The 22,946-nt window shown below is 69.2% G+C and carries 25 protein-coding genes; 19 read left to right on the top strand and 6 right to left on the bottom strand.

Annotated elements, in window-relative coordinates:
• Window position 1 precedes the first annotated feature (1 nt).
• From AC27L4_RS19615 to groL, 5 genes are all read left to right on the top strand, one after another.
• Complete coding sequence (locus AC27L4_RS19615) at window positions 2-982, top strand: ABC transporter permease (protein ID WP_487144048.1); 981 nt, start codon at window positions 2-4, stop codon at window positions 980-982.
• A 28-nt stretch (window positions 983-1,010) separates the two neighbouring features.
• Entirely contained in the window at window positions 1,011-1,706 is a 696-nt protein-coding gene (locus AC27L4_RS19610; RefSeq protein ID WP_487144047.1) for an RraA family protein, read from the top strand.
• Between the two features lie 40 nt (window positions 1,707-1,746).
• Window positions 1,747-2,787, top strand: coding sequence for a Gfo/Idh/MocA family protein (locus AC27L4_RS19605; protein WP_487144046.1), 1,041 nt, complete (start codon window positions 1,747-1,749; stop codon window positions 2,785-2,787).
• Window positions 2,788-2,843: 56 nt separating this feature from the next.
• Window positions 2,844-3,881 (top strand): NAD(P)-dependent oxidoreductase, encoded by a 1,038-nt coding sequence (locus AC27L4_RS19600; RefSeq protein ID WP_487144045.1) that lies wholly within the window; start codon window positions 2,844-2,846, stop codon window positions 3,879-3,881.
• Window positions 3,882-4,016: 135 nt separating this feature from the next.
• On the top strand, window positions 4,017-5,654 hold the full coding sequence (gene groL, locus AC27L4_RS19595) for a chaperonin GroEL (protein WP_487144044.1): 1,638 nt from the start codon (window positions 4,017-4,019) through the stop codon (window positions 5,652-5,654).
• A 65-nt stretch (window positions 5,655-5,719) separates the two neighbouring features.
• Here groL and AC27L4_RS19590 read toward each other — a convergent pair whose 3' ends face one another.
• Window positions 5,720-7,144 carry a helix-turn-helix domain-containing protein gene (locus AC27L4_RS19590; protein WP_487144043.1) on the bottom strand — a complete coding sequence of 475 codons (1,425 nt, stop codon included), beginning with the start codon at window positions 7,142-7,144 and terminating at the stop codon, window positions 5,720-5,722.
• A 172-nt stretch (window positions 7,145-7,316) separates the two neighbouring features.
• On the opposite strand from AC27L4_RS19590, the gene aceA reads away from it, so the two are divergent.
• The 7 genes from aceA to panB all read left to right on the top strand — a co-directional run bounded on the left by aceA (window position 7,317) and on the right by panB (window position 13,010).
• The gene (gene aceA / locus AC27L4_RS19585; RefSeq protein WP_487144042.1) at window positions 7,317-8,618 is read left to right on the top strand and encodes an isocitrate lyase; all 1,302 of its coding nucleotides are present in this window, start codon (window positions 7,317-7,319) and stop codon (window positions 8,616-8,618) included.
• A 25-nt stretch (window positions 8,619-8,643) separates the two neighbouring features.
• Window positions 8,644-8,883, top strand: a complete 240-nt coding sequence (locus tag AC27L4_RS19580) for an SMc00767 family acetate metabolism repressor (protein ID WP_487144041.1) — start codon at window positions 8,644-8,646, stop codon at window positions 8,881-8,883.
• Between the two features lie 76 nt (window positions 8,884-8,959).
• Complete coding sequence (locus AC27L4_RS19575) at window positions 8,960-9,178, top strand: hypothetical protein (protein WP_487144040.1); 219 nt, start codon at window positions 8,960-8,962, stop codon at window positions 9,176-9,178.
• 100 nt (window positions 9,179-9,278) lie between these two features.
• Window positions 9,279-10,658, top strand: coding sequence for a hypothetical protein (locus tag AC27L4_RS19570; protein WP_487144039.1), 1,380 nt, complete (start codon window positions 9,279-9,281; stop codon window positions 10,656-10,658).
• Between the two features lie 43 nt (window positions 10,659-10,701).
• Window positions 10,702-11,649: a glycosyltransferase family 2 protein gene (locus AC27L4_RS19565; protein ID WP_487144038.1), complete on the top strand. Its 948-nt coding sequence runs from the start codon at window positions 10,702-10,704 to the stop codon at window positions 11,647-11,649.
• Between the two features lie 5 nt (window positions 11,650-11,654).
• Window positions 11,655-12,053, top strand: a complete 399-nt coding sequence (locus AC27L4_RS19560; RefSeq protein ID WP_487144037.1) for a GtrA family protein — start codon at window positions 11,655-11,657, stop codon at window positions 12,051-12,053.
• Window positions 12,054-12,161: 108 nt separating this feature from the next.
• A complete protein-coding gene (gene panB / locus AC27L4_RS19555) occupies window positions 12,162-13,010 on the top strand; it encodes a 3-methyl-2-oxobutanoate hydroxymethyltransferase (protein WP_487144036.1) in 849 nt (282 codons plus the stop codon).
• A gap of 92 nt (window positions 13,011-13,102) precedes the next feature.
• Here panB and AC27L4_RS19550 read toward each other — a convergent pair whose 3' ends face one another.
• Entirely contained in the window at window positions 13,103-13,579 is a 477-nt protein-coding gene (locus AC27L4_RS19550; protein WP_487144035.1) for an outer membrane protein assembly factor BamE, read from the bottom strand.
• 123 nt (window positions 13,580-13,702) lie between these two features.
• On the opposite strand from AC27L4_RS19550, the gene AC27L4_RS19545 reads away from it, so the two are divergent.
• The 7 genes from AC27L4_RS19545 to aat all read left to right on the top strand — a co-directional run bounded on the left by AC27L4_RS19545 (window position 13,703) and on the right by aat (window position 18,923).
• Window positions 13,703-14,254 (top strand): ubiquinol-cytochrome C chaperone family protein, encoded by a 552-nt coding sequence (locus tag AC27L4_RS19545; RefSeq protein WP_487144034.1) that lies wholly within the window; start codon window positions 13,703-13,705, stop codon window positions 14,252-14,254.
• On the top strand, window positions 14,251-14,766 hold the full coding sequence (locus AC27L4_RS19540; protein ID WP_487144033.1) for a YceD family protein: 516 nt from the start codon (window positions 14,251-14,253) through the stop codon (window positions 14,764-14,766). The genes AC27L4_RS19545 and AC27L4_RS19540 overlap by 4 nt, the downstream gene beginning before the upstream one ends.
• 114 nt (window positions 14,767-14,880) lie before the next feature.
• Complete coding sequence (locus tag AC27L4_RS19535) at window positions 14,881-15,651, top strand: DsbA family protein (RefSeq protein ID WP_487144032.1); 771 nt, start codon at window positions 14,881-14,883, stop codon at window positions 15,649-15,651.
• Between the two features lie 187 nt (window positions 15,652-15,838).
• The gene (aroQ, locus tag AC27L4_RS19530; protein WP_487144031.1) at window positions 15,839-16,279 is read left to right on the top strand and encodes a type II 3-dehydroquinate dehydratase; all 441 of its coding nucleotides are present in this window, start codon (window positions 15,839-15,841) and stop codon (window positions 16,277-16,279) included.
• A 43-nt stretch (window positions 16,280-16,322) separates the two neighbouring features.
• Complete coding sequence (accB, locus tag AC27L4_RS19525) at window positions 16,323-16,799, top strand: acetyl-CoA carboxylase biotin carboxyl carrier protein (RefSeq protein ID WP_487144030.1); 477 nt, start codon at window positions 16,323-16,325, stop codon at window positions 16,797-16,799.
• Between the two features lie 12 nt (window positions 16,800-16,811).
• Window positions 16,812-18,170: an acetyl-CoA carboxylase biotin carboxylase subunit gene (accC, locus tag AC27L4_RS19520; protein WP_487144029.1), complete on the top strand. Its 1,359-nt coding sequence runs from the start codon at window positions 16,812-16,814 to the stop codon at window positions 18,168-18,170.
• Between the two features lie 81 nt (window positions 18,171-18,251).
• The gene (gene aat, locus AC27L4_RS19515) at window positions 18,252-18,923 is read left to right on the top strand and encodes a leucyl/phenylalanyl-tRNA--protein transferase (protein ID WP_487144028.1); all 672 of its coding nucleotides are present in this window, start codon (window positions 18,252-18,254) and stop codon (window positions 18,921-18,923) included.
• A gap of 3 nt (window positions 18,924-18,926) precedes the next feature.
• Here the strand turns inward: aat and AC27L4_RS19510 are convergent, their stop codons facing one another.
• The 4 genes from AC27L4_RS19510 to AC27L4_RS19495 form a co-directional block, all read right to left on the bottom strand.
• Complete coding sequence (locus AC27L4_RS19510) at window positions 18,927-20,123, bottom strand: GNAT family N-acetyltransferase (protein WP_487144027.1); 1,197 nt, start codon at window positions 20,121-20,123, stop codon at window positions 18,927-18,929.
• A 113-nt stretch (window positions 20,124-20,236) separates the two neighbouring features.
• Window positions 20,237-20,806: a DUF2155 domain-containing protein gene (locus AC27L4_RS19505; protein WP_487144026.1), complete on the bottom strand. Its 570-nt coding sequence runs from the start codon at window positions 20,804-20,806 to the stop codon at window positions 20,237-20,239.
• A 177-nt stretch (window positions 20,807-20,983) separates the two neighbouring features.
• Window positions 20,984-21,394 (bottom strand): NADH:ubiquinone oxidoreductase subunit NDUFA12, encoded by a 411-nt coding sequence (locus tag AC27L4_RS19500; RefSeq protein ID WP_487144025.1) that lies wholly within the window; start codon window positions 21,392-21,394, stop codon window positions 20,984-20,986.
• Between the two features lie 109 nt (window positions 21,395-21,503).
• Window positions 21,504-22,439, bottom strand: coding sequence for a nucleoside hydrolase (locus tag AC27L4_RS19495; RefSeq protein ID WP_487144024.1), 936 nt, complete (start codon window positions 22,437-22,439; stop codon window positions 21,504-21,506).
• Window positions 22,440-22,946: the final 507 nt, after the last annotated feature.

Here is a 22,946-nt window from a genome sequence, read left to right as displayed (position 1 = left end):
CATGCCGTTCAGCCGCCACAGGCTCATCCTCCTCCTGCTGCAGTTCGCGCCGCTCCTGCTGTTCGCCGCGCTGTTCATCGCCTTCGGCAGCCAGTCGGACCGCTTCCTGACCTTCGCCAACCTGCGCAACATCGTCACCCAGTCGACCCATGTGGCGGTGATGGCCATCGGCATGACCTTCGTGCTGCTGGTGCGCGGCGTCGACCTCTCGATCGGCTCGGTGATGTACCTTGTCGCGGTGGTGCTCGGCCTCTACCTCTCCGCCCTGCCGCTGGCGGTCTCGATCCCGGCGATCCTGCTGATCGGCCTTGCTTTCGGGGCGGTCAACGCCTGGTTCACCACCTATCTGCGCATCGCTCCCTTCGTCACCACGCTTGCCACCCTGTTCATCGGCCGGGGCTTCGCCCTCTACCTCTCGGAGACCAAGATGGTGTTCCAGAGCGAGGTGGTGCAGACGCTCGGCCGCTCCTCGGCGCTGGGCGTGCCCTGGGCGATCTGGATCCTGGCGGCCGTGGCCGCGACGGCCTGGCTGGTCCTGACGCAGACGCCGTATGGCCGGCAGATCTACGCCGTCGGCGCCGATCCGGAGGCGGCGGCCAAGGCGGGGATTGCCGTCAAGCCGATCATCTTCTCGGTGTTCTGCATCTGCGCCGTCTGCGCCGCCATCGGCGCGCTGATCTCGGTGTCGCAGGTCGGCGCCGCCGCCGCGACCTTCGGCTACCAGAAGGAGTTCCCGGTGATCGCAGCCGCCGTCCTCGGGGGCACCAGCCTGTTCGGCGGCCGCGGCGGCGTGCTCGGCAGCATCTTCGGCGCCGTCCTGGTGCAGACTACCGAGAACGGCCTGGTGATGCTCAACGCCGACCCGTACCTCTATCCCCTGGTCAACAGCGCCATCATCTTCGTCGCCGCCTGGGTCGACGGCCAGCGCACCGCGATCGCCGAACGGCTCGAGCAGCGCAAGATCCGCGTCGAGCCGAGCTGAGCCCTCCCCCGTCACAGGACATGGACCCATGACCCGACATCCCTTCACCGCCGCCGACCTCGAACTGCTCCAGCGCTGGGACACGCCGACCATCTGCAACGGCCTGGAACTGATCGTGCCGGAGCGGCGCGCCGTCGGCTTCACGGTCGAGCCGATGGTCGCGGTCGACCGCAAGCTGCCGCCGATCGTCGGCCTCGCCCGCACCGGCCTGATCCGGGCCAAGGAGCCGCCGCGCGGGCCGATCCCGCCGCGCGAGGACTGGTACGACTATGTCGCCGCCGGGGACCTGCCGACCATCGCCGTGATCCAGGATATCGACGATCGGCCGGGCTACGGCGCCTTCTGGGGCGAGGTGCAGACCACGGTGCATCGCGGCCTGGGCGTGACGGGCTGCGTCACCAACGGCTCGTTCCGCGACCTCGACATGCTGGCGCCCGGCTTCCAGATCATCGGCGGACGGATCGGGCCGAGCCACGCCCACGTGCACATGGTGGCGATGGGCGGCGACGTGAACATCCTCGGCATGGCCGCCGGCCATGACGACGTCATCCATGCCGACTTCCACGGCGCCGTGGTCATCCCCGCCGACGCGGTGCGCCGGCTGCCGGCGGCGATCGAATTGGTGTCGCGGCGCGAGAAGGTCATCCTCGACATGGCGCGCGCGCCGGGCTTCAACAGCGCCGCCATGCGCGAAGCCCTCAGGCGCGCCGGCGAGATTCACTGACCCCGTATCGCCGGAGCGCCCGGCAGGAAGGAGACATGTCGTGGCCACTCCCCCGTTCCGCGTCGGCGTGATCGGTTGCGGCTTCTTCGCCGAGAATCACCTGGCCGCCTGGGCCGGCATGCCGGATGTCGTCCTGGCCGCGGTCTGCGACCTCGACGCGTCGAAGGCGCAGGCCGCGGCGGCCAAATTCGGCGCGGGCGCGGCCTATGCGGACGCCGACGCGATGCTCGCGGCGGAAAGGCTCGACTTCGTCGACATCGTCACGACCATGGGCTCGCATGCCGCCCTGGTCGGCCTCGCCGCCCGGCATCGCCTGCCGGTGATCGTGCAGAAGCCGCTGGCGCCGAGCTGGGAGGCCTGCCGCGCCATCGTCGAGACCTGCCGGGACGCCGGCATCCCGATGATGGTGCACGAGAACACCCGCTTCCTCACCCCGGTGCGCAAGGCGCGCGAGGCGATCGACCAGGGCGCCATCGGCAAGCCGACCTGGGGGCGCATCGCCTTCCGCACCGGGCACGACATCTACGGCAAGCAGCCCTATCTCGCGACCGAGGAGCACTTCGTCCTGCTCGACCTCGGCGTGCACATGCTCGACGTGGCGCGCTACCTGCTCGGCGACGTGTCGCGGCTCTACTGCCAGAGCGAGAGCATCAAGCCGGGGATCCGCGGCGAGGACATGGCCACCACCATGCTGCGGCACGAGGCGGGCGCCACCAGCGTGGTCGAGTGCAGCTATGCCAGCCCGCTCCATCCCGATCCCTTCCCCGAGCTGACCCTGCAGGTCGAGGGCACGCGCGGCAGCCTGCGGGTCGATCCGGGCTATCGCATGAGCGTCTTCGGCGACGGCGCGGCGCGGGAGGTCGACGTCTCGCCCAGGCTGTTCGCCTGGTCGACGCCGCCCTGGCACGGCACGCAGGAAAGCGTGGTGCGGACCCAGGAGCATTGGGTGCACTGCCTGCGCGAGGGCCTCGAGCCCGAGACCTCCGGCGCCGACAGCCTCAAGACCTACGGCCTGGTCTGGGGCGCCTATGAATCCGCCCGCGGCGGCCGGGCGGTGACGCCCCTGGATCGGCGGCCCTGACCCGATCCTTCCCGGCAGGCCGGCCCGTCCGCCCCGCCGCAACCCCGGAGGCACCCATGACCTCGCCCCGCATCGGCCTGACTGCAGACCTGTTCGACACGCGCGGGCAGCCGATGTTCGGACCGGGCCCGCTCGAGCTGCTGCGCGAGGCGGGCCTTGCCTGGACGGTGCTGCCGCGCGACGGCGGCGTGATCGACCCGGCGGCGGTGGCGGCTTGCGATGCCCTGCTGATCGGCGGCTCGCGCCTCGGCGAAGCCTCGCTGGCCGAGGACGGCGGCCGGCTGCGCCTCGTGGCGCGCAACGGCGTCGGCTATGATGCCGTCGACACCGCGGCGCTGACCCGGCGCGGCATCCTCCTGACCAACTCGCCGGTGGCGGTGCGCCATCCCGTCGCCGCCATGGCCCTCACCTTCATGCTGGCGCTGGGCCAGCGCCTGCCGCTGAAGTCGCGCCTGCCGCGAGAGGGCCGCTGGGCCGAGCGCGGCGACTATCCCGGCGTCGGCCTGCCCGGCCGCACGCTCGGCATCGTCGGGCTCGGCGGCATCGGCCGCGAACTCGTGCGCCTGGTCCAGCCCTTCGGCATGCGCATCCTCGCCGCCGATCCCTTCGTCGGCCCCGGGCAGGTCGCCGGCCTGCCGGTCGAGCTGATGGCGCTCGACGCGATGCTGGCGCAGGCCGACTTCGTCGTCGTCGCCTGTCTGCTCGACGATACCACGCGCAAGCTGATCGATGCGCGGCGCCTGGCGCTGATGCGGCCGACCGCCTTCCTGATCAACGTCGCCCGCGGCCCGATCGTCGACGAGACGGCGCTCATCGCCGCCCTGCAGGCCGGCGCCCTCGCCGGCGCCGGCCTCGACGTGTTCGAGCGCGAGCCGGTCGACCCGGCCAGCCCGCTGCTGGCGATGGACAATGTCGTCGCCACGCCCCACTCGCTGTGCTGGACCGACGGCTTCGTCGACGGCGTCGCCCGCGATGCGGTCAGGGGCATCATCGCGGCGATCGCCGGGCGGCTGCCGGAGCATGTCGTCAACCGGGCGGCGCTCGATCATCCGCGGGTTGGGGGATGGCGGGGGCAGCCGGCAGGCGGGATGTGACGAAGCCCGGCGGTCGTTCGACCGGTCTGCCATGTCGGCTCGATCGGTCGCGATCGGTGGCAATCGTGCTATGATCATCCATCGGTCTGCGTGTTGTTTCGTTGGGCGTTGCCCCCTGCCTCAGCGAGGACTGCAATGGCTGCCAAGGACATCAAATTCTCGTCCGACGCGCGCGACAAGGTGCTGCGCGGCATCGACGTGCTCGCCAACGCCGTCAAGGTCACCCTCGGCCCGAAGGGCCGCAACGTCGTGATCGAGAAGTCGTTCGGCGCTCCCCGCGTCACCAAGGACGGCGTCACCGTCGCCAAGGAAATCGAGCTCGCCGACAGGTTCGAGAACATGGGCGCCCAGATGGTGCGCGAGGTGGCGACCAAGACCAGCGAGACGGCCGGCGACGGCACCACCACCGCGACCGTGCTGGCCCAGGCCATCGTCCGCGAGGGCGCCAAGTCGGTGGCCGCCGGCATGAACCCGATGGATCTGAAGCGCGGCATCGACCTCGCGGTCGCCGCGGCGATCAAGAGCATCGCCGACCAGTCCAGGACGGTCGCCAACTCCGCCGAGATCGCCCAGGTCGGCACCATCTCGGCCAACGGCGAGGAGGCGATCGGCCGGATGATCGCCGAAGCGATGCGCAAGGTCGGCAAGGAGGGCGTGATCACGGTCGAGGAGGCCAAGAGCCTCGACACCGAAGTCGACATCGTCGAGGGCATGCAGTTCGACCGCGGCTACCTCTCGCCCTACTTCATCACCAACGCCGAGAAGATGATCGCGGACCTCGAGGACCCCTACATCCTCATCCACGAGAAGAAACTGACCTCGCTGCAGCCGCTGCTGCCGGTGCTCGAGGCGGTGGCGCAGGCCGGCAAGCCGCTGCTGATCGTCGCCGAGGACGTCGAGGGCGAGGCCCTGGCCACCCTGGTCGTCAACAAGCTGCGCGGCGGCCTCAAGATCGCCGCCGTCAAGGCTCCGGGCTTCGGCGACCGTCGCAAGGCCATGCTCGAGGACATCGCCATCCTCACCGGTGGCCAGGTGATCTCCGAGGACCTCGGCATCAAGCTCGAGAACGTGACGCTCCAGATGCTCGGCCGCGCCAAGACGGTGACGGTCGAGAAGGAGAAGACCACGATCGTCGACGGCGTCGGCAAGAAGAAGGACATCGAGGGCCGCATCGCGCAGATCAAGGCGCAGATCGAGGAGACCACCTCGGACTACGACCGCGAGAAGCTGCAGGAGCGCCTGGCCAAGCTGGCCGGCGGCGTCGCGGTGATCCGCGTCGGCGGCTCGACCGAGGTGGAGGTCAAGGAGAAGAAGGACCGCGTCGACGACGCGCTCCATGCCACCCGCGCCGCGGTGCAGGAAGGCATCGTCCCCGGCGGCGGCGTCGCCCTGCTGCGCGCCAGGACGGCCGTGGCCAAGCTCGGCTCCGACAATGCCGACATCCGCGCCGGCATCAAGATCGTCGAACGGGCGCTCGAAACGCCGATCCGGCAGATCTGCGAGAACTCGGGCGTGGACGGCTCGATCGTCGTCGGCAAGATCCTGGAAAAAAAATCCAGGAGCTTCGGCTTCGACGCCCAGACGGAAGAGTATGTCGACCTCGTCGAGAGGGGCATCGTCGACCCGGCCAAGGTCGTGCGCACCGCCCTGCAGGACGCCGCTTCGGTCGCTTCGCTCCTCATCACCACCGAGGCGATGATTGGCGAAGTCCCCAAGCCTCCGGCTCCGGCCCCGGCTGGTCCGCCCGGCGGCATGGGCGGCATGGATTTCTAGGGCGTGCGATCAGATAGGGGCCGGGGGCGTCCGCCCCTGCGCCGCCTGGCATCGGGAACACGGCGCTAGGCCGTGAAGCCGAACGGCGACAGCGTCTTCACGAACTCCGAGTCGCGCGGCTCCTTGCCGATCGGCGGCGCGGCGCGCTGGGCGCAGTCCGGGCGGGGGCAGAGGCGGCAATTGACGCCGATCGGCGTCGGCTCGATGGTCTTGAGATCGATGCCGCGACTGTAGACGAGGCGCTCCGCCGATTTCAGGTCGCAGGCCAGGCCGATGGCGAAGACCGGCTCCGGCCGGCCCCAGGGCGTCAGGCCGCGCCGCACCGCCCGGGCGACGGAGAAATAGCGCTCGCCGTCCGGCATCTCGACGACCTGGGTCAGGATGCGGCCGGAAGCCTCGAAGGCCTTGTGCACGTTCCACAGCGGGCAGGTGCCGCCGAACCGCGAGAACGGGAAGCCGCCCGAGGACAGGCGCTTGGAGACGTTGCCGGCCGCGTCCAGGCGGATCATGAAGAAGGAAACGCCGCGGCTCTTGGTGCGCTGCAGCGTCGTCAGCCGGTGGCAGACCTGCTCGAAGCTCATTTCGAAGCGCTGGCCGATCAGGTCGATGTCGTATCCGGTCTCCTCGGCCGCCTTGAAGAAGCGGGCATAGGGCATCAGCAGCGCCGCGGCGAAGTAGTTGAGCAGCGTGATCCGGAACAGCTTCTTGGCCTGATCGTCGACGAGGCCGGCCGTGGCGACCAGCGGCTGTATCGCTGCGTCCGCCTCCAGCGCCGCGATCTGGAACGCCATCTGGAACAGGCGCGAGGACGGCTCCAGCAGCTCGGACAGGTTGAGATTGCGGCGATGGGCATCGAAATTGCGCGCCAGCGGCCCCATGACGCCCGCCGGCAACACGCGCACGCGGATGCGGTGCCGGCCCGACAGGCGCTCGGCCAGCGCCGTGTGGACCTGGCCGGGCAGCGGCGACAGTTCCTCGTGCACGCGCTCGGCCGCGGCGTCGAGCTCGGGGAAATGGTTGCGCCGCTCGGCCAGGAGATCGCGCACGCGCTCGACGGCGATATCGGCGCCGGCCTCGGGAGGCGGAGCGCCCGGCCCAGCCTCGGCGCCGCGCAGATGAGCGCGGTGCAGGCCGTAGAGCACCTCGATCAACTGCGCCGCGTTGGGCGCGTTGGCGATGAGGTCCTGGATCTCGCCACGGCTGATCGACACCGCGGCCAGGGCCGGATCGGCAAGGATTTCCGCCAGCCCCTCCTCGGTGACGCGCTTCTCGCTCTCCATCAGCGAGCGCAGGTCGATGTCGAAGGCCGAGGCCAGGCGCAGCAGGACGTTGGCGGTGAGCGGGCGCTGGTTGCGCTCGATCAGGTTGAGATAGGAGACGGAGACGCCGAGCCGCTCGGCGGTCTCGGTCTGCGTCAGGCCCTGCTCCTGCCGGATGCGACGCACCCGCGCCCCGGCGAAGAGCTTGCGTTCGTCGAACACCATGCTCATGTGCGTATTTTTACAACTTCACTGGTGTGAAGTCGATACATTTTATCAAGTGACACTTTCGCCTTCTTGCAGTGCAACTTAAGGCTCTGCTGCAGCGCAGTTTTCCGGTACAACCATCGTGTCAATACGACAGACGGAAACCACGCCGTCCCGACAGAGCGAGACCTGCACCATGACCCAGCCCACCTTCCAGAGCCTTGTGCCCGGCGCCCCCGTCGGCCGCTTCAAGGGCATCGAGCGCAACTACAGCGCCGCCGATGTCGAGCGTCTGCGCGGGTCGGTGGCCGTAGCGCACACGCTGGCGGAACGCGGGGCGAACCGGCTCTGGCGCTCCCTGCACGAGAGCCCCTACATCAACTCCCTCGGAGCCCTCTCCGGCAACCAGGCCATGCAGATGGTGCGCGCCGGCCTCGATGCGATCTATCTCTCCGGCTGGCAGGTCGCGGCCGACGCCAACCTCGCCGGTGCGATGTATCCGGACCAGAGCCTCTATCCTGCCAATTCCGGCCCCGAGCTTTGCCGGCGCATCAACAAGACCCTGCAGCGCGCCGACCAGATCGAGCACGCCGAGGGCGGCGCCAAGCGCGATTGGTTCGCGCCGATCGTCGCAGACGCCGAGGCCGGCTTCGGCGGCCCGCTCAACGCCTTCGAGATCATGAAGGCCTATATCGAGGCGGGCGCCGCCGGCGTGCATTTCGAGGACCAGCTGGCCTCGGAGAAGAAGTGCGGCCATCTCGGCGGCAAGGTGCTGATCCCGACCGCCGCGCATGAGCGCAACCTCAACGCGGCGCGCCTCGCCGCCGACGTCTGCGGCGTGCCGACCCTCGTCGTCGCCCGCACCGACGCGGAGAGCGCCCGGCTGATCACCTCCGACGTCGACGAGCGCGACCGGCCGTTCATCGAACCGGACCAGCGCACCGCCGAGGGCTTCTACCGCCTGAAGGAAGGCACCGGCCTGCAGCACTGCATCGCCCGGGGCCTGGCCTATGCCTCCTGCGCCGACCTCCTGTGGTGGGAAACGTCCCATCCCGACCTCGACGACGCCCGCGCCTTCGCCGAGGCCGTGCATGCCAAGCATCCGGGCAAGCTGCTCGCCTACAACTGCTCACCCTCGTTCAACTGGAAGGCCAAGCTCTCGCCCGAGACCATCGCCAAGTTCCAGCGCGAGCTGGGCGCCATGGGCTACAAGTTCCAGTTCGTGACGCTGGCGGGCTTCCACGCTCTCAACCACGGCATGTTCGAGCTGGCGCGCGGCTACAAGGATCGCGGCATGGCGGCCTATTCGGAGCTGCAGCAGGCGGAGTTCGCCTCCGAGGCCGCGGGCTACACCGCGACCAAGCACCAGCGCGAAGTCGGCACCGGCTACTTCGACGCCGTGAGCCTGGCTATCAGCGGCGGCACCTCGTCCACCACCGCCATGGGCGACTCGACCGAGACCGCCCAGTTCAAGGCCCATTCGATCGCGGCCGAGTGATCCCGCCAGCCAGAGGAGACACGCCATGAATGCCATCATCCAGGGTGAATTCCGTCCGCTCCCCGGCTCGGCCGAAACCGAGCAGGAGAAGGCGGTCCGCCGGGTGGCCGACGCGGTGCACCGGGTCAACGAAGCCATCATCCGTGCCGTGGAAGCGGGCGTGTCGGTCGAACTGGTCCGCACGTCGCGCTACCATGACGGCCGCGGCAACTGGGGCGACCAGATGATCCCGACCATCCGCGAGGCCGCCATCACGGCCGGCTGACATGCGACGACGCCGGCCCCGGCTGCCCGCCCGCATGGCGGCTTCGGGGCCGCCCCACCTCGAAAGGACCGAAACGATGCTGATCAAGGCCCCGTCGAAGCCCGCCGAAGACGTCACGGCCCACGCCGCACGGCACGAGCCGCAATCCGTCTGGGCCAGCCTGGCCCGCCAGGCCGGCGGCCGGTCCCTGCTCGCCGACCGCAGCCTGTGGTCGACCGGGGCGACCTGGCTGGACGGCGACCGCGGCTACGTCCCGGTCCGTATCGAGATCCGGCCCCGGCACGGCGAGGACTAGACATCCCGCCCCGGCGCTCGGCGAGCACGGGGCCCAGGGACGCGACAAAGGCACAAACGGCTGCTAAGAGCGGCCGTATCGTCGTCCGTCCGAGTGCCTCATGTCCGTGCGCTCCGCCGCGCCTGCTGTCGGAATCGCCGAAACGCTCCTGGCGATCCTGGTCTGCACCGGCGGTTTCGCGCTGGCGCTGGGACTGTTCTACCCCGGCGTCGCCACCCATGATGCCCTCGCCGTCTACGACCAGGCTCATGCGGGTGTCTTCGGCGACTGGCAGCCCCCGGTGATGGGGCTGGTCTGGGTCGGGCTCGCCCCCCTGCTCGGCGATGGTCCGCAGGCGCTGCTGGTGCCCACCCTCGGCCTCTACTGGCTGGCCCTGTTCCTGCTCTTCCTGGCATTGCGCCGTACCGGCGCCCGAACCGCCTGGCTCGTCCCGGCGATCGGCTTCCTGCCCCCCACCTTCGCGCTGACCGGCATGATCTGGCGCGACGTGGTCTTCGCCGCCTGCTGGCTCCTGGCCGTCGCCTTGGTCCTGCTGACCTCGGACCGGGCGCAGGCCTGGCGGATCGCCGCGATCGTCCCGGCGGCCGCGCTCGTCCTGGTCGGCGCCTGGCTGCGCCCCAATGCCCTCTTCGCCGCAATACCGGTCGCCGCCTATCTCGCCTGCCCGCTCGGCTGGCGCTGGCGGCGGCTGCTGGCGCTGGCCGTGCCCGTCTGCCTGGCGCTGCCGGCTTCGACCTATGCGCTCAACCACCTCTGGCTGCAGGCACGGGCGGACCATGCCGGTCATTCGATCTTCGTGTTCGACCTTGCCGGCATCAGCCATTTTTCCGGCGAGAACGTCTTCCCCGTCGACTGGACGCAAGAGGAGTTCGAAACACTCAAATCCACCTGCTACAACCCCGCCTATTGGGATGCGATGTGGTGGCCGAAATGCGCCTTCGCCATGAAGCGGCTCAATCGCGACGTGCCGCCCGGCACCAAGCTGTTCGGCTCCCCGCGGCTGCGCGAGGCCTGGATCGCCGCCCTCGCCGCGCATCCCCTCGCTTATCTCCGGCACCGCCTCGCCTATTTCGGCCAGTTGCTGACCGGCGAGAACCTCGTGCTGTTCGACCAGGCCGTCTCGCGCCAGTATCGCTTCATGCTGGTCAAGGATGCCGCCTATTCCCGATTCGAGAGCGCCGTGCTCTGGCTCAACCGCAACACGCCGCTGTTCCGCGGCCTGCCCTGGCTGGCGCTGGGCCTTGTCACCGGTGCCGCCGCCCTGCGTTGGCGCGACGGGCGGGCAAAGGCCGCCGTCCTTGCCCTCTCGGTCTCCGCCGTCCTGTACACCTCGACCTATCTGGCGTTCGGCGTCGCGGCCGAATATCGCTATGTCTACTGGACCGCCCTTTCCTCGCTCTGCGCCGGCGCCATCGTCCTGGCGAAGTGGGAGAACGACGGGCGGACGCCGTCTTCCCCGGGGCGAGGCGCGTTTCGATGAAAACGCCCCTTGCCCTAACGCCCTGCTTCGACGCGAGCCTGCCATGCCCGAGACCGTCCCGCACCGCGATGCCGCCCCCCGCATCGCCGTGCTGGTGCCCTGCTACAACGAGGCCGTGACGATCGAGACGGTGGTGCGCGACTTCCGCCGGAGCCTGCCGGATGCCGCCATCTACGTCTACGACAACAATTCCACCGACGGCACCGCCGCGATCGCGGCAGCGGCCGGCGCGGTGGTGCGGCGCGAGGCGCGCCAGGGCAAGGGCCATGTCATGCGGCGCATGTTCGCCGACATCGACGCCGATATCTACGTCATGGTCGACGGCGACGCCACCTACGATGCCGCCAGTGCCGCGCGCCTGGTCGAGACGCTGCGCGAGGGGCCCTACGACCTCGTCAACGGCGTCCGTATCGACGCGGCCGCGGCGGCCTATCGCCCGGGCCACCGCTTCGGCAACCGCCTCCTGACCGCGCTGGTCTCGCGCATCTTCGGCATCGCCTCGCGCGACATGCTGTCGGGCTACAAGGTGCTGTCGCGCCGCTTCGTCAAATCCTTTCCGGCGCTGTCGACCGGCTTCGAGATCGAGACGGAGCTGCTGGTGCATGCGCTCGAGCTCGATGTCCCGACCGCCGAGCTCGATACGCCCTATCGCGAGCGGCCGGCCGGATCGCAGAGCAAGCTGCGCACGGTCCGCGACGGCTTGCGCATCCTGCGCCTGATCACGCGCATGGTGAAGGCGGAGCGGCCGCTGCTGTTCTTCTCGGCGCTGGCGGCGGCCCTGGCGCTGCTGTCCGTGTATCTCGCGATCCCGGTGATCGCCGACTTCCTGCGCACCGGGCTGGTGCCGCGCCTGCCGACGGCGGTGCTGTCCGTCGGCCTGATGCTGTCGGGGGTGATCTCGGCCTTTTCCGGCCTGATCCTGTCGACGGTGACGCGCGGGCGGCGCGAGATGAAGCGCCTGCGCTATCTCGCTCTCGATCCGGTGGCGTGAGCCCGATGCGGCTTTCGGCACGCCTCGCGCGTTTCCTCGCCGCCGGCGCGGTCGGCTTCGTCGTCGATGTCGGCATCCTCACCCTGCTGGTCGGCTTTGGTCTCGACCCGCGGCCGGCGCGCCTCGCCTCGTTCCTGACGGCGATGACCACGACCTGGCTGGTCAACCGCTCCACCACCTTCAGCGACCGGACCGGCGCTCCGTCCCTCGCCGAGTTCCTGCGCTATGCCGCGGCCAGCGCGCTCGCCGCGCTGATCAATCTCGGCGTCTATATGGGCCTCGTCACCTGGGGCGAGCCGTTCCGCAGCCAACCCGTGCTGGCCGTCGTCATCGCCACGGCCCTGTCGATGAGCGTCAACTTCTGGAGCTATCTGAAGGTGGTGTTCACGCCGAAGGGCGAATAGGCCATGTCCCGTCCCTCAGAAATGGAGGCCGGCCCGCAGGTCGCCCGCCACAGGCGACTCAGCTAGGGTCAGCGCGCCGATCATCCGACCGACAGGAAAGGTGCCGCGATGTCCGCCCTGCCAGACCTCGAGCTCGAATCACGAGAGGCCGAGATCAAGCGCCAGTCCGGCGGCCGCCTGACCGCGCCGGACATCCGGCGGCGCAAGCGCGGCGAGCCGATCGTCATGCTGACGGCCTACACCGCACGCATGGCGGAGATCCTGGACCGGCACTGCGACGTGCTGCTCGTCGGCGACAGCCTGGCCCAGGTGATCTACGGGCTGCCGTCCACCCTGCCAGTCAGCCTGGAGATGATGGCCGCGCACGGAGCCGCCGTGGTGCGCGGCTCCAGGCGCGCGCTGGTGGTGATCGACATGCCGTTCCGCTCCTTCGAGGAGGGGCCGGAGCAGGCCTTCCGCTCCGCGTCCCGGCTCCTGCAGGAAACCGGCGCCGGCGCGGTCAAGATCGAGGGCGGCGTGGCGCAGGCGGGCACGGTCGCCTTCCTGAAGGCGCGCGGTATCCCGGTGATGGGCCATATCGGCCTGACGCCGCAATCGGTGCACACGCTCGGCGGCTACAGGGCCCAGGGCCGCAGCAACGAAGACTTCGCCCAGATCATGCAGGACGCCCAGGCCCTCGACCAGGCCGGCGCCTTCGCCATCGTGGTCGAAGCCGTCGTCGAGGCGCTGGGCCGGTCCGTCACCCAGTCGGTGGAGTGCCCGACCATCGGCATCGGCGCCTCGCCGGCCTGCAACGGCCAGGTGCTCGTGCTCGACGACATGCTCGGAGTCACCAAGCGGGTGGCGCGCTTCGTCAAGCGCTACGACGACCTCTCCCGGCGCATCGACGATGCCGTCGCCGCCTACTCCGCCTCAGTGCGCTCGCGCACCTTCCCGGAGGAGAAAAACCTCTACTGAGCCGCCATGTGGCTCGCGGGACAAAACGCCTGCCCCGCCACGCGGAGAAGACGCCTTGCGCCACGTCCCGGCGCGTCGGCCGCGTGCGCGCCTTACCGGCCGAAGCCGGGAATGCCGGCGCCCAGGCCCTTGATCAGCTGCGTGATGAAGCTCTGCTCTGCGCCCGCCGTCGGGGTCTTGCGTGCGACGAAGTCGAACACCACGCCGTCCTGCAGGCCGTAATGGGCGACGCGCGACACCTTGCCCTTGTCGAGATAGATCACCAGCACGGTGCGGTCGACCACATGCGGACGCAGGAAGGCAACCGGCCGCGAGGTGGTCTGCGACACGTAATAGAGCGCCTCGCCGTTGAGGGTGGAGGTCGTCGACGGCGTGCCGAGAATCTCGATCACCTTCTCCTGAGGCATGCCCGGCTTGATCTGGGCCAGCATGGTCTCGCTGACGACGATGCCATGCACATTGGTCTCGCCGATCTTCGTGGCGCAGCCGGAAATCGCGAGGGAGGCGGCGAGGCAGGCGGCCACGAGGACGCGGGACGCAACGGGATTTTCGAACGACACGACGCTCACTGAGGCCTCCTGGGGCGATCGACACTGTGGCGCTGCAGGCGCCTGCCTTGCCGCCGCTCAGGTTCTGGCGTAACCCGCTGGCGAATGAAATTCAACCGCGCAAGACCAGCGCGAGGATCGGTCATGTTCGGCTTCTTCCGTAACAGGCAGCGCGAGGCGATCGTGTCGCGGCTGTACGACGAAATTCTGGCGCAGGCCCGCCAACCCGCACTTTTCCTCGACCATGGCGTCCCGGACACAGTCGAGGGCCGCCTCGACATGATGATCCTGCATGTCTTCCTGCTGGTGCATCGCATGCGCGGGGAAGGCGAGGCCGCCAAGGATGCGGCGCAGGAGGTCTGCGACCGCTTCTTCGCCGAGTTGGACCGGGCGCTGCGGGAGATGGGCGTCGGCGACCTGTCGGTGCCCAAGCGTATCAAGAAGATCGCACAGGTCTATGCCGGCTCCGCCTCGGCCTATGGGGCCGCCCTGGCCGAGCCGGACAACAAGGCCCTGACCGCCGCCCTCGCCCGCAACATCTATGGCGAGGAGAGCGGCGAGGCGCCGCAGGCCGGGCCGCTGGCCGCCTATGTCCGCGCCGCGGCCGACCGGCTTGCCGCCGAGCCCGCACTCGACCTCATCGAGAAGGGGGTCGGCTTCCCCGACCCCGCAACCACCGGACGGAGCGCACCATGAGCGAGTTTTCCCTCCCTGTCCTGGTCTCGGACGTGCCGGCAAGCGGGCGCGTCTTCAAGATCACCGCCACCGCGGCGGACTGCGCCGCGGTGGCCGAACGGATGCGCCTGCCGGCCATCGCCTCCATCGCGGCGACGCTGAGGGTGACGCCCTTCGGCAAGGACGGCCTTTCCGTCGAGGGCGAGGTCCGCTCGCGGCTGACGCAGACCTGCGTGGTCACCTCGGAAGACTTCGAATCGGACGTGGTCGCCCCCGTGGACATCCGCTTCTCGCCCGACGGCGTCGACCCGAACGCCGAGGTCGACCTGACGGCCCTGATGCAGCCGGGCGGCGAGGACCCGCCGGACCTGCTGGTCGACGGGCGAATCGATCTCGGCGCGGTCATCGCCGAGTTCCTGGCCCTGGCCCTCGATCCCTATCCGCGCAAGCCCGGCGCCGTCTTCGCCGCCGGCGAGCCGGAAGCGGACCCCTCGCCCTTTGCCGCCCTCAAGGCGTTGCGCAAGGATGACTGACGGCCTCGGCCGCTCTGCCGCCATGATCGTCGCGCAAGCGTGATCGGCGGTGAATTGACCCGGCGATTCGCGGTTCCTATGGTCCGCGCCGCGCCCCCCGACCTGGAGATGATGATGCGTTTCGCCCGCCTGCTTGCCGCCTGCGCCCTCACCGTGACGCTCGGCAGCGCCACCTCCGGCCACGCGCAGGACAAGACCGACGGCAAGCTCGACCGCCCGGCGATCGAGGCGATCGTCAAGGAGTACCTGCTGCAGAACCCCGAGGTCATCGAGGACGCGATCAACGTGCTGCAGGAGCGGCGCGCGACGGCGGAAGCGGAGAAGCAGAAGCAGGCGGTGGCGGCCAACACCGACCAGATCATGTCGGCGCCGCAGAATGCGGTGCTCGGCAACCCCAAGGGCGACGTCACGCTGGTCGAGTTCTTCGACTACAATTGCGGCTACTGCAAGCGGGCCCTGCCCGACATGCTCGGGCTGCTCAGCGCCGACAAGAACCTCAAGGTCGTCCTCAAGGACTATCCGATCCTCAGCCCCGGCTCGATCGAGGCGGCCACCGTGGCGGTGGCGGTGAAGAAGCAGATCCAGGGCGACAAGTTCCTCGACTTCCACAAGTCGCTGCTGCAGAGCCGCGGCCAGGTCGGCAAGGACCGGGCCCTGGAAGCGGCCAAGGACGCCGGCGTCGACATGAAGAAGCTGGAGGCCGACATCGCCGGCCAGGGCGTGCGCACCGCCATCGGCGAGAATCTGCGCCTGGGCGACACGCTCGGCATCTCCGGCACGCCCTCCTACGTCCTGGCCGGCGAGATCGTGAACGGCGCCGTCGGCTACGACGCGCTCAAGGCCAAGATCGACGCCGTGCGCCAGTGCGGCAAGACCATGTGCTGACGGCCGCGGCGCGTCCGACCCGCACGTCCCCCGAGGGCCCGCCCCGGCAGATCGCCGAGCCGGGCTCTTATTCGTGGATGGCCTCGCACACGGCTTTGCCTTCTCGGCGTCACCCCCTATAAGGGCCATGATTGCATCGGCAGGCGCAGACCGCAGGCGCGGCCGCATTCCAGCGTGAAACCCAGGCATGGCGCTCGTCTACGTTCTCAACGGTCCCAATCTGAACCTGCTCGGCATACGCGAGCCGGCAATATACGGCGGCCTCACCCTCGCCGGCATCGAGGAAAGCGTGCGCAACCGTGCCGGCCCGCTCGGACTGACCATCGAGTTCCGCCAGACCAACCATGAGGGGGTGCTGCTCGACTGGGTGCACGAGGCCTATGCCAAGTCGGCGGCGGGCATCGTGATCAACCCCGGTGCCCTGACCCACAGCTCGATCGCGCTGCACGACGCCATCCGGGCCGTCGGCCTGCCGGTGATCGAGGTGCACCTGTCGAACGTGTTTGCCCGCGAGGCCTTCCGCCACCATTCCTGGGTGTCGCCGGTGGCCAAGGGCGTGATCTGCGGATTCGGCCCGAAGGGCTATGAACTGGCGCTCGAAGCCCTGGCTTCGAGCCTGACGGCTTGAGTCGAGAGTGCGGGCGGTTCCGGCCCAGCGGAAAAGGCAAGGCATGACGATGTCGCGAACCAAATCCGGAATCGATCCCGAGATCATCCGGGAACTGGCCAACCTCCTGACCGAGACGGACCTGTCCGAGATCGAGGTGCAGCAGGCCGACCTGCGCATCCGCGTGGCGCGCCAGATCACCGTGACGGCAACGGTGGCCGCCCCGGCTCCGGCAACGGTCGCAGCCGTGCCGGCCCCCGGGCCCGTCGCCGCCCCCGCTCCGGCCGCATTCGATCCGGCCAATCATCCCGGGGTGCTGAAATCGCCGATGGTCGGCACCGCCTATCTCGGGGCCGCGCCGGGCGCCAAGCCCTTCGTCGAGGTCGGCTCCAAGGTCAACCAGGGCGATCGGGTGCTGATCGTCGAAGCCATGAAGACCTTCAACGACATCGTCGCCACCAAGGCGGGCACGGTCACCGCCATGCTGATCGAAGACAAGCAGCCGGTGGAATATGGCCAGCCGCTGATGATCATCGAATAGCAGGCGACGCGGATGTTTGAGAAGATCCTCATCGCCAACCGGGGTGAAATCGCCCTCAGGGTGCTGCGCGCCTGCAAGGAACTCGGCATCGCCACCGTCGCCGTGCATTCCACCGCCGATGCCGACGCGATGCACGTCAAGCTCGCCGACGAGAGCGTGTGCATCGGCCCGCCGCCGGCGCGCGAGAGCTATCTGAACATTCCCGCCCTGATCGCCGCCTGCGAGATCACAGGAGCGGAAGCGGTGCATCCGGGCTACGGCTTCCTGTCGGAGAACGCCCGCTTCGCCGACATCCTCGACCAGCACGGCATCGCCTTCATCGGTCCCAAGGCGGAGCATATCCGCATGATGGGCGACAAGATCGAGGCCAAGCGCACGGCCAAGCGCCTGGGCATTCCCTGCGTGCCGGGCTCCGACGGCGGCGTCGACAATGACGAGGATGCGGCGCGGATCGCCGCGGAGATCGGCTATCCCGTGCTGATCAAGGCCGCCGCCGGCGGCGGCGGGCGCGGCATGAAAGTGGCCAGGTCGCCCGAGGATCTGGCCGATGCGCTGGCCACGGCGCGCGCCGAAGCACGCGCCGCCTTCGGCGACGACGCAGTCTATCTGGAAAAATACCTGACCAAGCCGCGCCACATCGAGCTGCAGATCCTCGGCGACGGCCAGGGCCACGCCATCCATCTGGGCGAGCGCGACTGCTCCCTGCAGCGCCGCCACCAGAAGGTCTGGGAGGAAGGCCCCTCGCCCGCCCTCAACGCCTCCCAGCGCGCCCGCATCGGCGAGACCGTCGCCAAGGCGATGATCGAGCTCGGCTATGTCGGGGTCGGCACCATCGAGTTCCTGTACGAGAACGGCGAGTTCTACTTCATCGAGATGAACACCCGCATCCAGGTGGAGCATCCGGTGACCGAGATGATCACAGGCATCGACCTCGTCAACGAGCAGATCAAGATCGCGGCCGGCTCGCCGCTCTCGATCAAGCAGTCGGACATCCAGCTCGAAGGCCACGCCATCGAGTGCCGCATCAACGCCGAGAATGCCGCCACCTTCCGGCCCTCGCCCGGCACCATCACCTATTTCCATCCGCCGGGCGGCCTGGGCGTCCGCGTCGATTCGGCGGTCTATCAGGGCTATCGCATTCCGCCCTATTATGATTCGCTGATCGGCAAGCTGATCGTGCACGGGCGCACCCGCACGGAATGCATGATGCGCCTGCGGCGCGCGATCGACGAGTTCGTGGTCGACGGCGTGGAGACGACGCTGCCGCTGTTCCGCACGCTGGTGCGCAATGCCGACATCCAGAACGGTCTCTACGACATTCACTGGCTGGAGAAATTCCTGGAAGCCGGCGGCATGGACGGGGCGGCCTGAGGCCGCCCGGACGCCGGAACGACGTCGTCAATTCTCCCGATATCGGTGATATCGGGTATCGGCCCTTGGGATCTGGCAAGCATGTCGAAGGTCTCCAATCTCCTGGTCGAGATCACGCCGCAGGTGCTGCTGAAGGCCTATGCCTGCGGCATCTTCCCGATGGCCGAGAGCGCCGACGACCCCGGCCTCTACTGGATCGAGCCGGAGCGGCGCGGCGTCATCCCCCTGGACGGGCTGAAGGTGTCGCGGCGCCTGGCCCGGACCGTGCGCTCGGACCGGTTCGAGGTGCGGGTCGACCACGATTTCGACGCGGTGATCGACGGTTGCGCCGCGCCGGCCCTGGGCCGGCGCACCACCTGGATCAACCGGCGCATCCGCAAGCTCTATGGCGACCTGTTCGCGGTCGGCCATTGCCACACCGTCGAGGTCTATGACGGGGAGGCGCTGGTCGGCGGCCTCTACGGCGTCGACCTTGCCGGCGCCTTCTTCGGCGAAAGCATGTTCCACCGGGCGAGCGACGCATCCAAGGTGGCGCTGGTCCATCTGGTGGCGCGGTTGCGGCACGGCCGCTACAGCCTGCTCGACACGCAGTTCCTCACCGACCACCTGGCCAGCCTGGGTGCCGTCGAGGTGGCGCGGCGCGACTATCATCGCCTGCTCGAGGCCGCCCTGAACGGCGACGGCGACTTCCTCGCCTGGCCGGCCGGCCAGGTCGTTTCCGGCGCCGAGGCGCTGGCGGCGCTGGCGGCCTGAGCTTCAGCGCCGGACCAGGCGCGCCCGTATCGCCTTCAGGCGCTCGTAGAGCGGCTTGTTGCGCTTGATCGAGCGCAGCACCGCGGTGCGCATCCGCGCCGCCAGCGCCGTCGCCACGCCCTTGGCCGAGACGGGATAGGTGACGTCGAACATCGGCGTCTCAGCGTTGGACCAGGCGTCCTTGTAGCGGGCGTCGCCGACGCCGAAATCGATCTGGGTGATGCCCTGGGCGCAGCACTCCTCGATCAGCCCCATCAGCAGCATCTCGCCGGGGCTGAAGCGAGCCAGCGGGTGCTCGGGATCGAAGGACTGGATCATCAGCGAGAACTGGTCGCGATGGCGCAGGCCGCCGCGCACCGCGATCATCCGGCCGTCGCACTGCACGCCGCGGAATTCCAGCCCGCCCTCGCCGCCGAGGCTGTCCACCGCCGCCTCGCGCAGGAAGGCCGGCACGCCGGGCTCGGAGAAGGGATCGTCCGCCCCCATCGCCTGCAGCCGCCGCGCCTTCTGCTCGAAGAAGGCGGCCATCATCGCATCGACGCAGGCCGGCGAGGTGGCGCGGAAGGCCATGTCGGCGCCGGCCTCGGTGAAGCGGCGCGCCTTGCTCCGCAGCTTCTTGCGGGCATCGGCGGAGAGCTGGGCCTGCAGGAAGGCCTGGTAGTCGCCGTCGAGGCGGATGCAGCGCACATTGTCGGAGGACTGCTGGCGCGGCAGGTTCGCGAAGGGATGGGCGACACCCAGCCAGGTCTCCGGCTGGTAGGCCAGGATTAGGAGATCGACGTCCGCGACCATGCAATAGTCGTCCAGCATGATCTCGATCGCCGCCGGCGTCACCGAGCGGGCAAAGACCGGATCGAGCAGCGGCAGGTTGATGTTGACGTGGCTGCCGCCGAGATAATGCCCGGTGGCGATCAGGCGCTTGCTCCGCACCCCGAACGGCAGGATGGCGAGCACCCTGCCCTGCTCGTCGCGGACGACGCCGATGCGCGGCTCGATGCCCTCGCCGGCGGCGGCGTGACGCACCCAGGCGGCGATGAACTCGAAACGCTGATAGGCGCTGATCGTCGCCCGCCGCTCCAGCGCCCGCCACTCCTCGGCGATCTCGTCGATATTGCTGACGACCGACGTCGACATGCGCTCGCCCTCGACGAGGCTCGTCTCGGCCAGGACCGACGCATCGCTCGACAGCGCCTCCGGCATGACGGTGCTCCACAAGCCCGCGCGACGCCGGGCATCGCCCTGATGCCTCGCTCCGCCCGCGTGCCGGCAACCCTGCCCTACACCGATGAATCCGGCGTAAACGCCGCCGCCGCTCAGTCGACCGGCGCGTTCGGATCGACCGGCGCATCGAACAGGTCGCCGGGCTCGGGCGCCGAGTCGGGCGACGGCTGATCGGACGGCGGCTCGGCCTGGTCCGCCGCCGGCTTGCCGCGCTTGGGCTTCTTGGCGTCGACCGCGACCGCCGCCGGCGGTGGCGGCTCCTCCGTCGCCTTGCCGCCCTTACAGTCGGTCAGCCAGATGTCGTAGACGGGGTGCTCGACCGCGTGCAGGCCCGGGCTGTCGGCGAACATCCAGCCGGTGAAGATGCGCTTGGTCTGCTTCTGCAGCGTGATCTCGTCGACCTCGATGAAGGTGGTGGTCTGCGGATTCTCGGTGGCCGAGCGGCTGTAGCACACGCGCGGCGTCACCTGGAGCGCGCCGAACTGCACGGTCTCGTCGATGGCCACGTCGAAGGAGATGATCTTGCCGGAGATCTTGTCGAGCCCGCTGAACACGGCGGTCGGATTCTTGATCCGCTCGGCGCGAGCGGCCGGCGCCCCCAGGGCAAGGGCGAAGGCGAGGCACGCCACGCCGGAGACAAGTCTGTGCCGCTGAAGATGCATCGCGCCGCCTCAAGGAGAATCGCGGTGCCGCGATCCCGCCGAATGAATCGGGGCGACGCTTAACACGGCCATGGGGGCGGAAAAAGGGCGGGCCGGCCCGCCGCCGGGAGACGCCGACGCCCTTGCGAACCATGACGGGCGCGCCTCGAGCCGGCAAGCGCCGGCTCGTCCGGCCGCTCAGTTGCCCGGGGTCCAGGCCTGATAGTCGCCGGTCGCGGGCGGGCGATGGCCGCCGACCAGCGTCGAGCCCTTCGGGTGATAGGCCTTGGCGGTGCCGGTCATGTTCGGGCGATGCGGCTTCTGCCACTCGCGCGGCGTGTACTTGGCCTCGCTCGGCGGCACGTCGGTCTGGTGGTGCATCCAGCCCCACCAGCCCGGCGGGATGGCCGAGGCCTCGGCCTCGCCGGCATAGATCACCCAGCGCCGCTGCACGCCGATGGTCGGATCCACGGCACCGCCGCGGGTGCGGTAATAGACGTTGCCGAACTCGTCCTCGCCGACCCGTTCGCCATGGCGGCGGGTATGGAAAAGCGTGCCGATCGTCTGGCCGTTCCACCAGGTGAAGATCTGGATCAGGAGGTTTTTCATCACCGACATCCCATGGGCGCCGCCCAGGGCCGGCACCGCGTTCCGCTTCTCTACAAGCCGCCGTGGCGGGGGACAAGCCCGACGCCGCAGCCGACCACGTCCCGACCGTCTACAGCCGGGCGATCCGCTCGGCGATCAGGTCGAAGAAGCCGTCGGCGTCGACGTCGCGCAGCACGAAGGCGTTCTTCGCCCGGTCGGTGACGCCCCACCAGTCGACCACCGTCATGCCCATGGTGAGCTCGGAGGCGGTCTCGATCTCGACATTGACGCGGCGGCCGCCGAAGAGCTCCGGCTTGAGCAGCCAGGCGATGACGCAGGGGTCGTGCAGCGGCCCGCCGTCGGTGCCGTATTTCTGCTCGTCGAAGCGCTCGAAGAAATCCAGCCAGTCGGCGGTGGCAGCCGCGACCTTCGTGCCGGCAGCCCGGATCCTGGCGATCCGCGCCGCGCTGGTCAGCGCCTTGTGGGTGCAGTCGAGCGGAACCATGGTGATCGGCGCGCCGCAATGGAACACGATCCCGGCCGCGTGCGGGTCGACATGGATGTTGAACTCGGCCGCCGGCGTGGTGTTGCCGCCCTCGAAGAAGCCGCCGCCCATCAGCACGATCTCGCGGATACGCGGTGCGATGGCAGGCTCGCGCGACAGCGCCAGGGCGATGTTGGTGAGTGGCCCGAGCGGGCACAGCGTCACCGTGCCCGGCTCGCGCGCCATCACGGTCTCGATGATGAAGTCGGCGGCGTGGCGCGGATCGAGCGGCATGGTCGGCTCGGGCAGCACCGGCCCGTCGATGCCGGTCTTGCCGTGGACATGCTCGGCCGTGACTAGGCGGCGCAGCAGCGGCCGGTCGGCGCCGGCGCAGACCGTCACGTCGCGGCGCCCGGCCAGTTCGCAGATCATCCGGGCGTTGCGGCTGGTCAACGCCAGCGGCACGTTGCCGGCCACCGCGGTGATGCCCAGCACCTGCAGCTCGGGGCTGGCGAGGGCGAGCAGCAGGGCGACCGCATCGTCCTGGCCGGGGTCGGTATCGATGATGATGGGGCGCGTCATGGCGGCGACTCGTTTCGGGCGCGTGACCATGGACCGGCCCCGATTCGGGCGCAAGCGCGCCGCCGATTCGACGCCGTGCCGGGCGACCGCCTGCCGACGCGGAAACAGGGTCTTGGCCGGAGGCTTTCACACGCCGTCCGATCTGCGGCCGCCCCGGCCCTCCGCTTGCCGGGCTCGCGGCCGCCGCCCGTCGTTCCGCGCATGCCAGGCCGTTCGTGTCCAAAAAATGACAGCTTCTCCACAAGCCCGCCCTTGCGAATCTCGAAGCGATTCCGGAGGCTTGGCCCTGTCCCCTTACAACCCGTCCACAATCGGCACTCCACACAACATGTGGTGTTGACGCGGTTTTACCGGCACAAAATCTTGACGCGAATGGGGCATTTCCCTACATTAAGGGCATAGTCGGAACCGGTTGCGGCGGTGGCAACACCGAGGGCGTCATCCAAGGAACAACCCTTGGCGTTCGTCCGTAATCAGGGGGGTGAACGAGCCCCCGCGACGCGTGAA

This window comes from Labrys sp. Lb11, from assembly GCF_057554225.1.
This window is presented reverse-complemented; position numbering and strand designations above follow the sequence as displayed.

Coding starts and splice junctions, on each gene's coding strand:
- AC27L4_RS19565 (WP_487144038.1), top strand. CDS start 10,702: ATGCCCGAGACCGTCCCGCACCGCGATGCCGCCCCCCGCATCGCCGTG.
- aat (WP_487144028.1), top strand. CDS start 18,252: ATGTCGAAGGTCTCCAATCTCCTGGTCGAGATCACGCCGCAGGTGCTG.
- AC27L4_RS19575 (WP_487144040.1), top strand. CDS start 8,960: ATGCTGATCAAGGCCCCGTCGAAGCCCGCCGAAGACGTCACGGCCCAC.
- AC27L4_RS19560 (WP_487144037.1), top strand. CDS start 11,655: ATGCGGCTTTCGGCACGCCTCGCGCGTTTCCTCGCCGCCGGCGCGGTC.
- AC27L4_RS19500 (WP_487144025.1), bottom strand. CDS start 21,394: ATGAAAAACCTCCTGATCCAGATCTTCACCTGGTGGAACGGCCAGACG.
- AC27L4_RS19570 (WP_487144039.1), top strand. CDS start 9,279: ATGTCCGTGCGCTCCGCCGCGCCTGCTGTCGGAATCGCCGAAACGCTC.
- AC27L4_RS19615 (WP_487144048.1), top strand. CDS start 2: ATGCCGTTCAGCCGCCACAGGCTCATCCTCCTCCTGCTGCAGTTCGCG.
- AC27L4_RS19510 (WP_487144027.1), bottom strand. CDS start 20,123: ATGCCGGAGGCGCTGTCGAGCGATGCGTCGGTCCTGGCCGAGACGAGC.
- AC27L4_RS19545 (WP_487144034.1), top strand. CDS start 13,703: ATGTTCGGCTTCTTCCGTAACAGGCAGCGCGAGGCGATCGTGTCGCGG.
- AC27L4_RS19590 (WP_487144043.1), bottom strand. CDS start 7,144: ATGAGCATGGTGTTCGACGAACGCAAGCTCTTCGCCGGGGCGCGGGTG.
- AC27L4_RS19495 (WP_487144024.1), bottom strand. CDS start 22,439: ATGACGCGCCCCATCATCATCGATACCGACCCCGGCCAGGACGATGCG.
- accB (WP_487144030.1), top strand. CDS start 16,323: ATGACGATGTCGCGAACCAAATCCGGAATCGATCCCGAGATCATCCGG.
- accC (WP_487144029.1), top strand. CDS start 16,812: ATGTTTGAGAAGATCCTCATCGCCAACCGGGGTGAAATCGCCCTCAGG.
- AC27L4_RS19540 (WP_487144033.1), top strand. CDS start 14,251: ATGAGCGAGTTTTCCCTCCCTGTCCTGGTCTCGGACGTGCCGGCAAGC.
- AC27L4_RS19535 (WP_487144032.1), top strand. CDS start 14,881: ATGCGTTTCGCCCGCCTGCTTGCCGCCTGCGCCCTCACCGTGACGCTC.
- aroQ (WP_487144031.1), top strand. CDS start 15,839: ATGGCGCTCGTCTACGTTCTCAACGGTCCCAATCTGAACCTGCTCGGC.
- AC27L4_RS19600 (WP_487144045.1), top strand. CDS start 2,844: ATGACCTCGCCCCGCATCGGCCTGACTGCAGACCTGTTCGACACGCGC.
- AC27L4_RS19580 (WP_487144041.1), top strand. CDS start 8,644: ATGAATGCCATCATCCAGGGTGAATTCCGTCCGCTCCCCGGCTCGGCC.
- groL (WP_487144044.1), top strand. CDS start 4,017: ATGGCTGCCAAGGACATCAAATTCTCGTCCGACGCGCGCGACAAGGTG.
- panB (WP_487144036.1), top strand. CDS start 12,162: ATGTCCGCCCTGCCAGACCTCGAGCTCGAATCACGAGAGGCCGAGATC.
- AC27L4_RS19505 (WP_487144026.1), bottom strand. CDS start 20,806: ATGCATCTTCAGCGGCACAGACTTGTCTCCGGCGTGGCGTGCCTCGCC.
- aceA (WP_487144042.1), top strand. CDS start 7,317: ATGACCCAGCCCACCTTCCAGAGCCTTGTGCCCGGCGCCCCCGTCGGC.
- AC27L4_RS19610 (WP_487144047.1), top strand. CDS start 1,011: ATGACCCGACATCCCTTCACCGCCGCCGACCTCGAACTGCTCCAGCGC.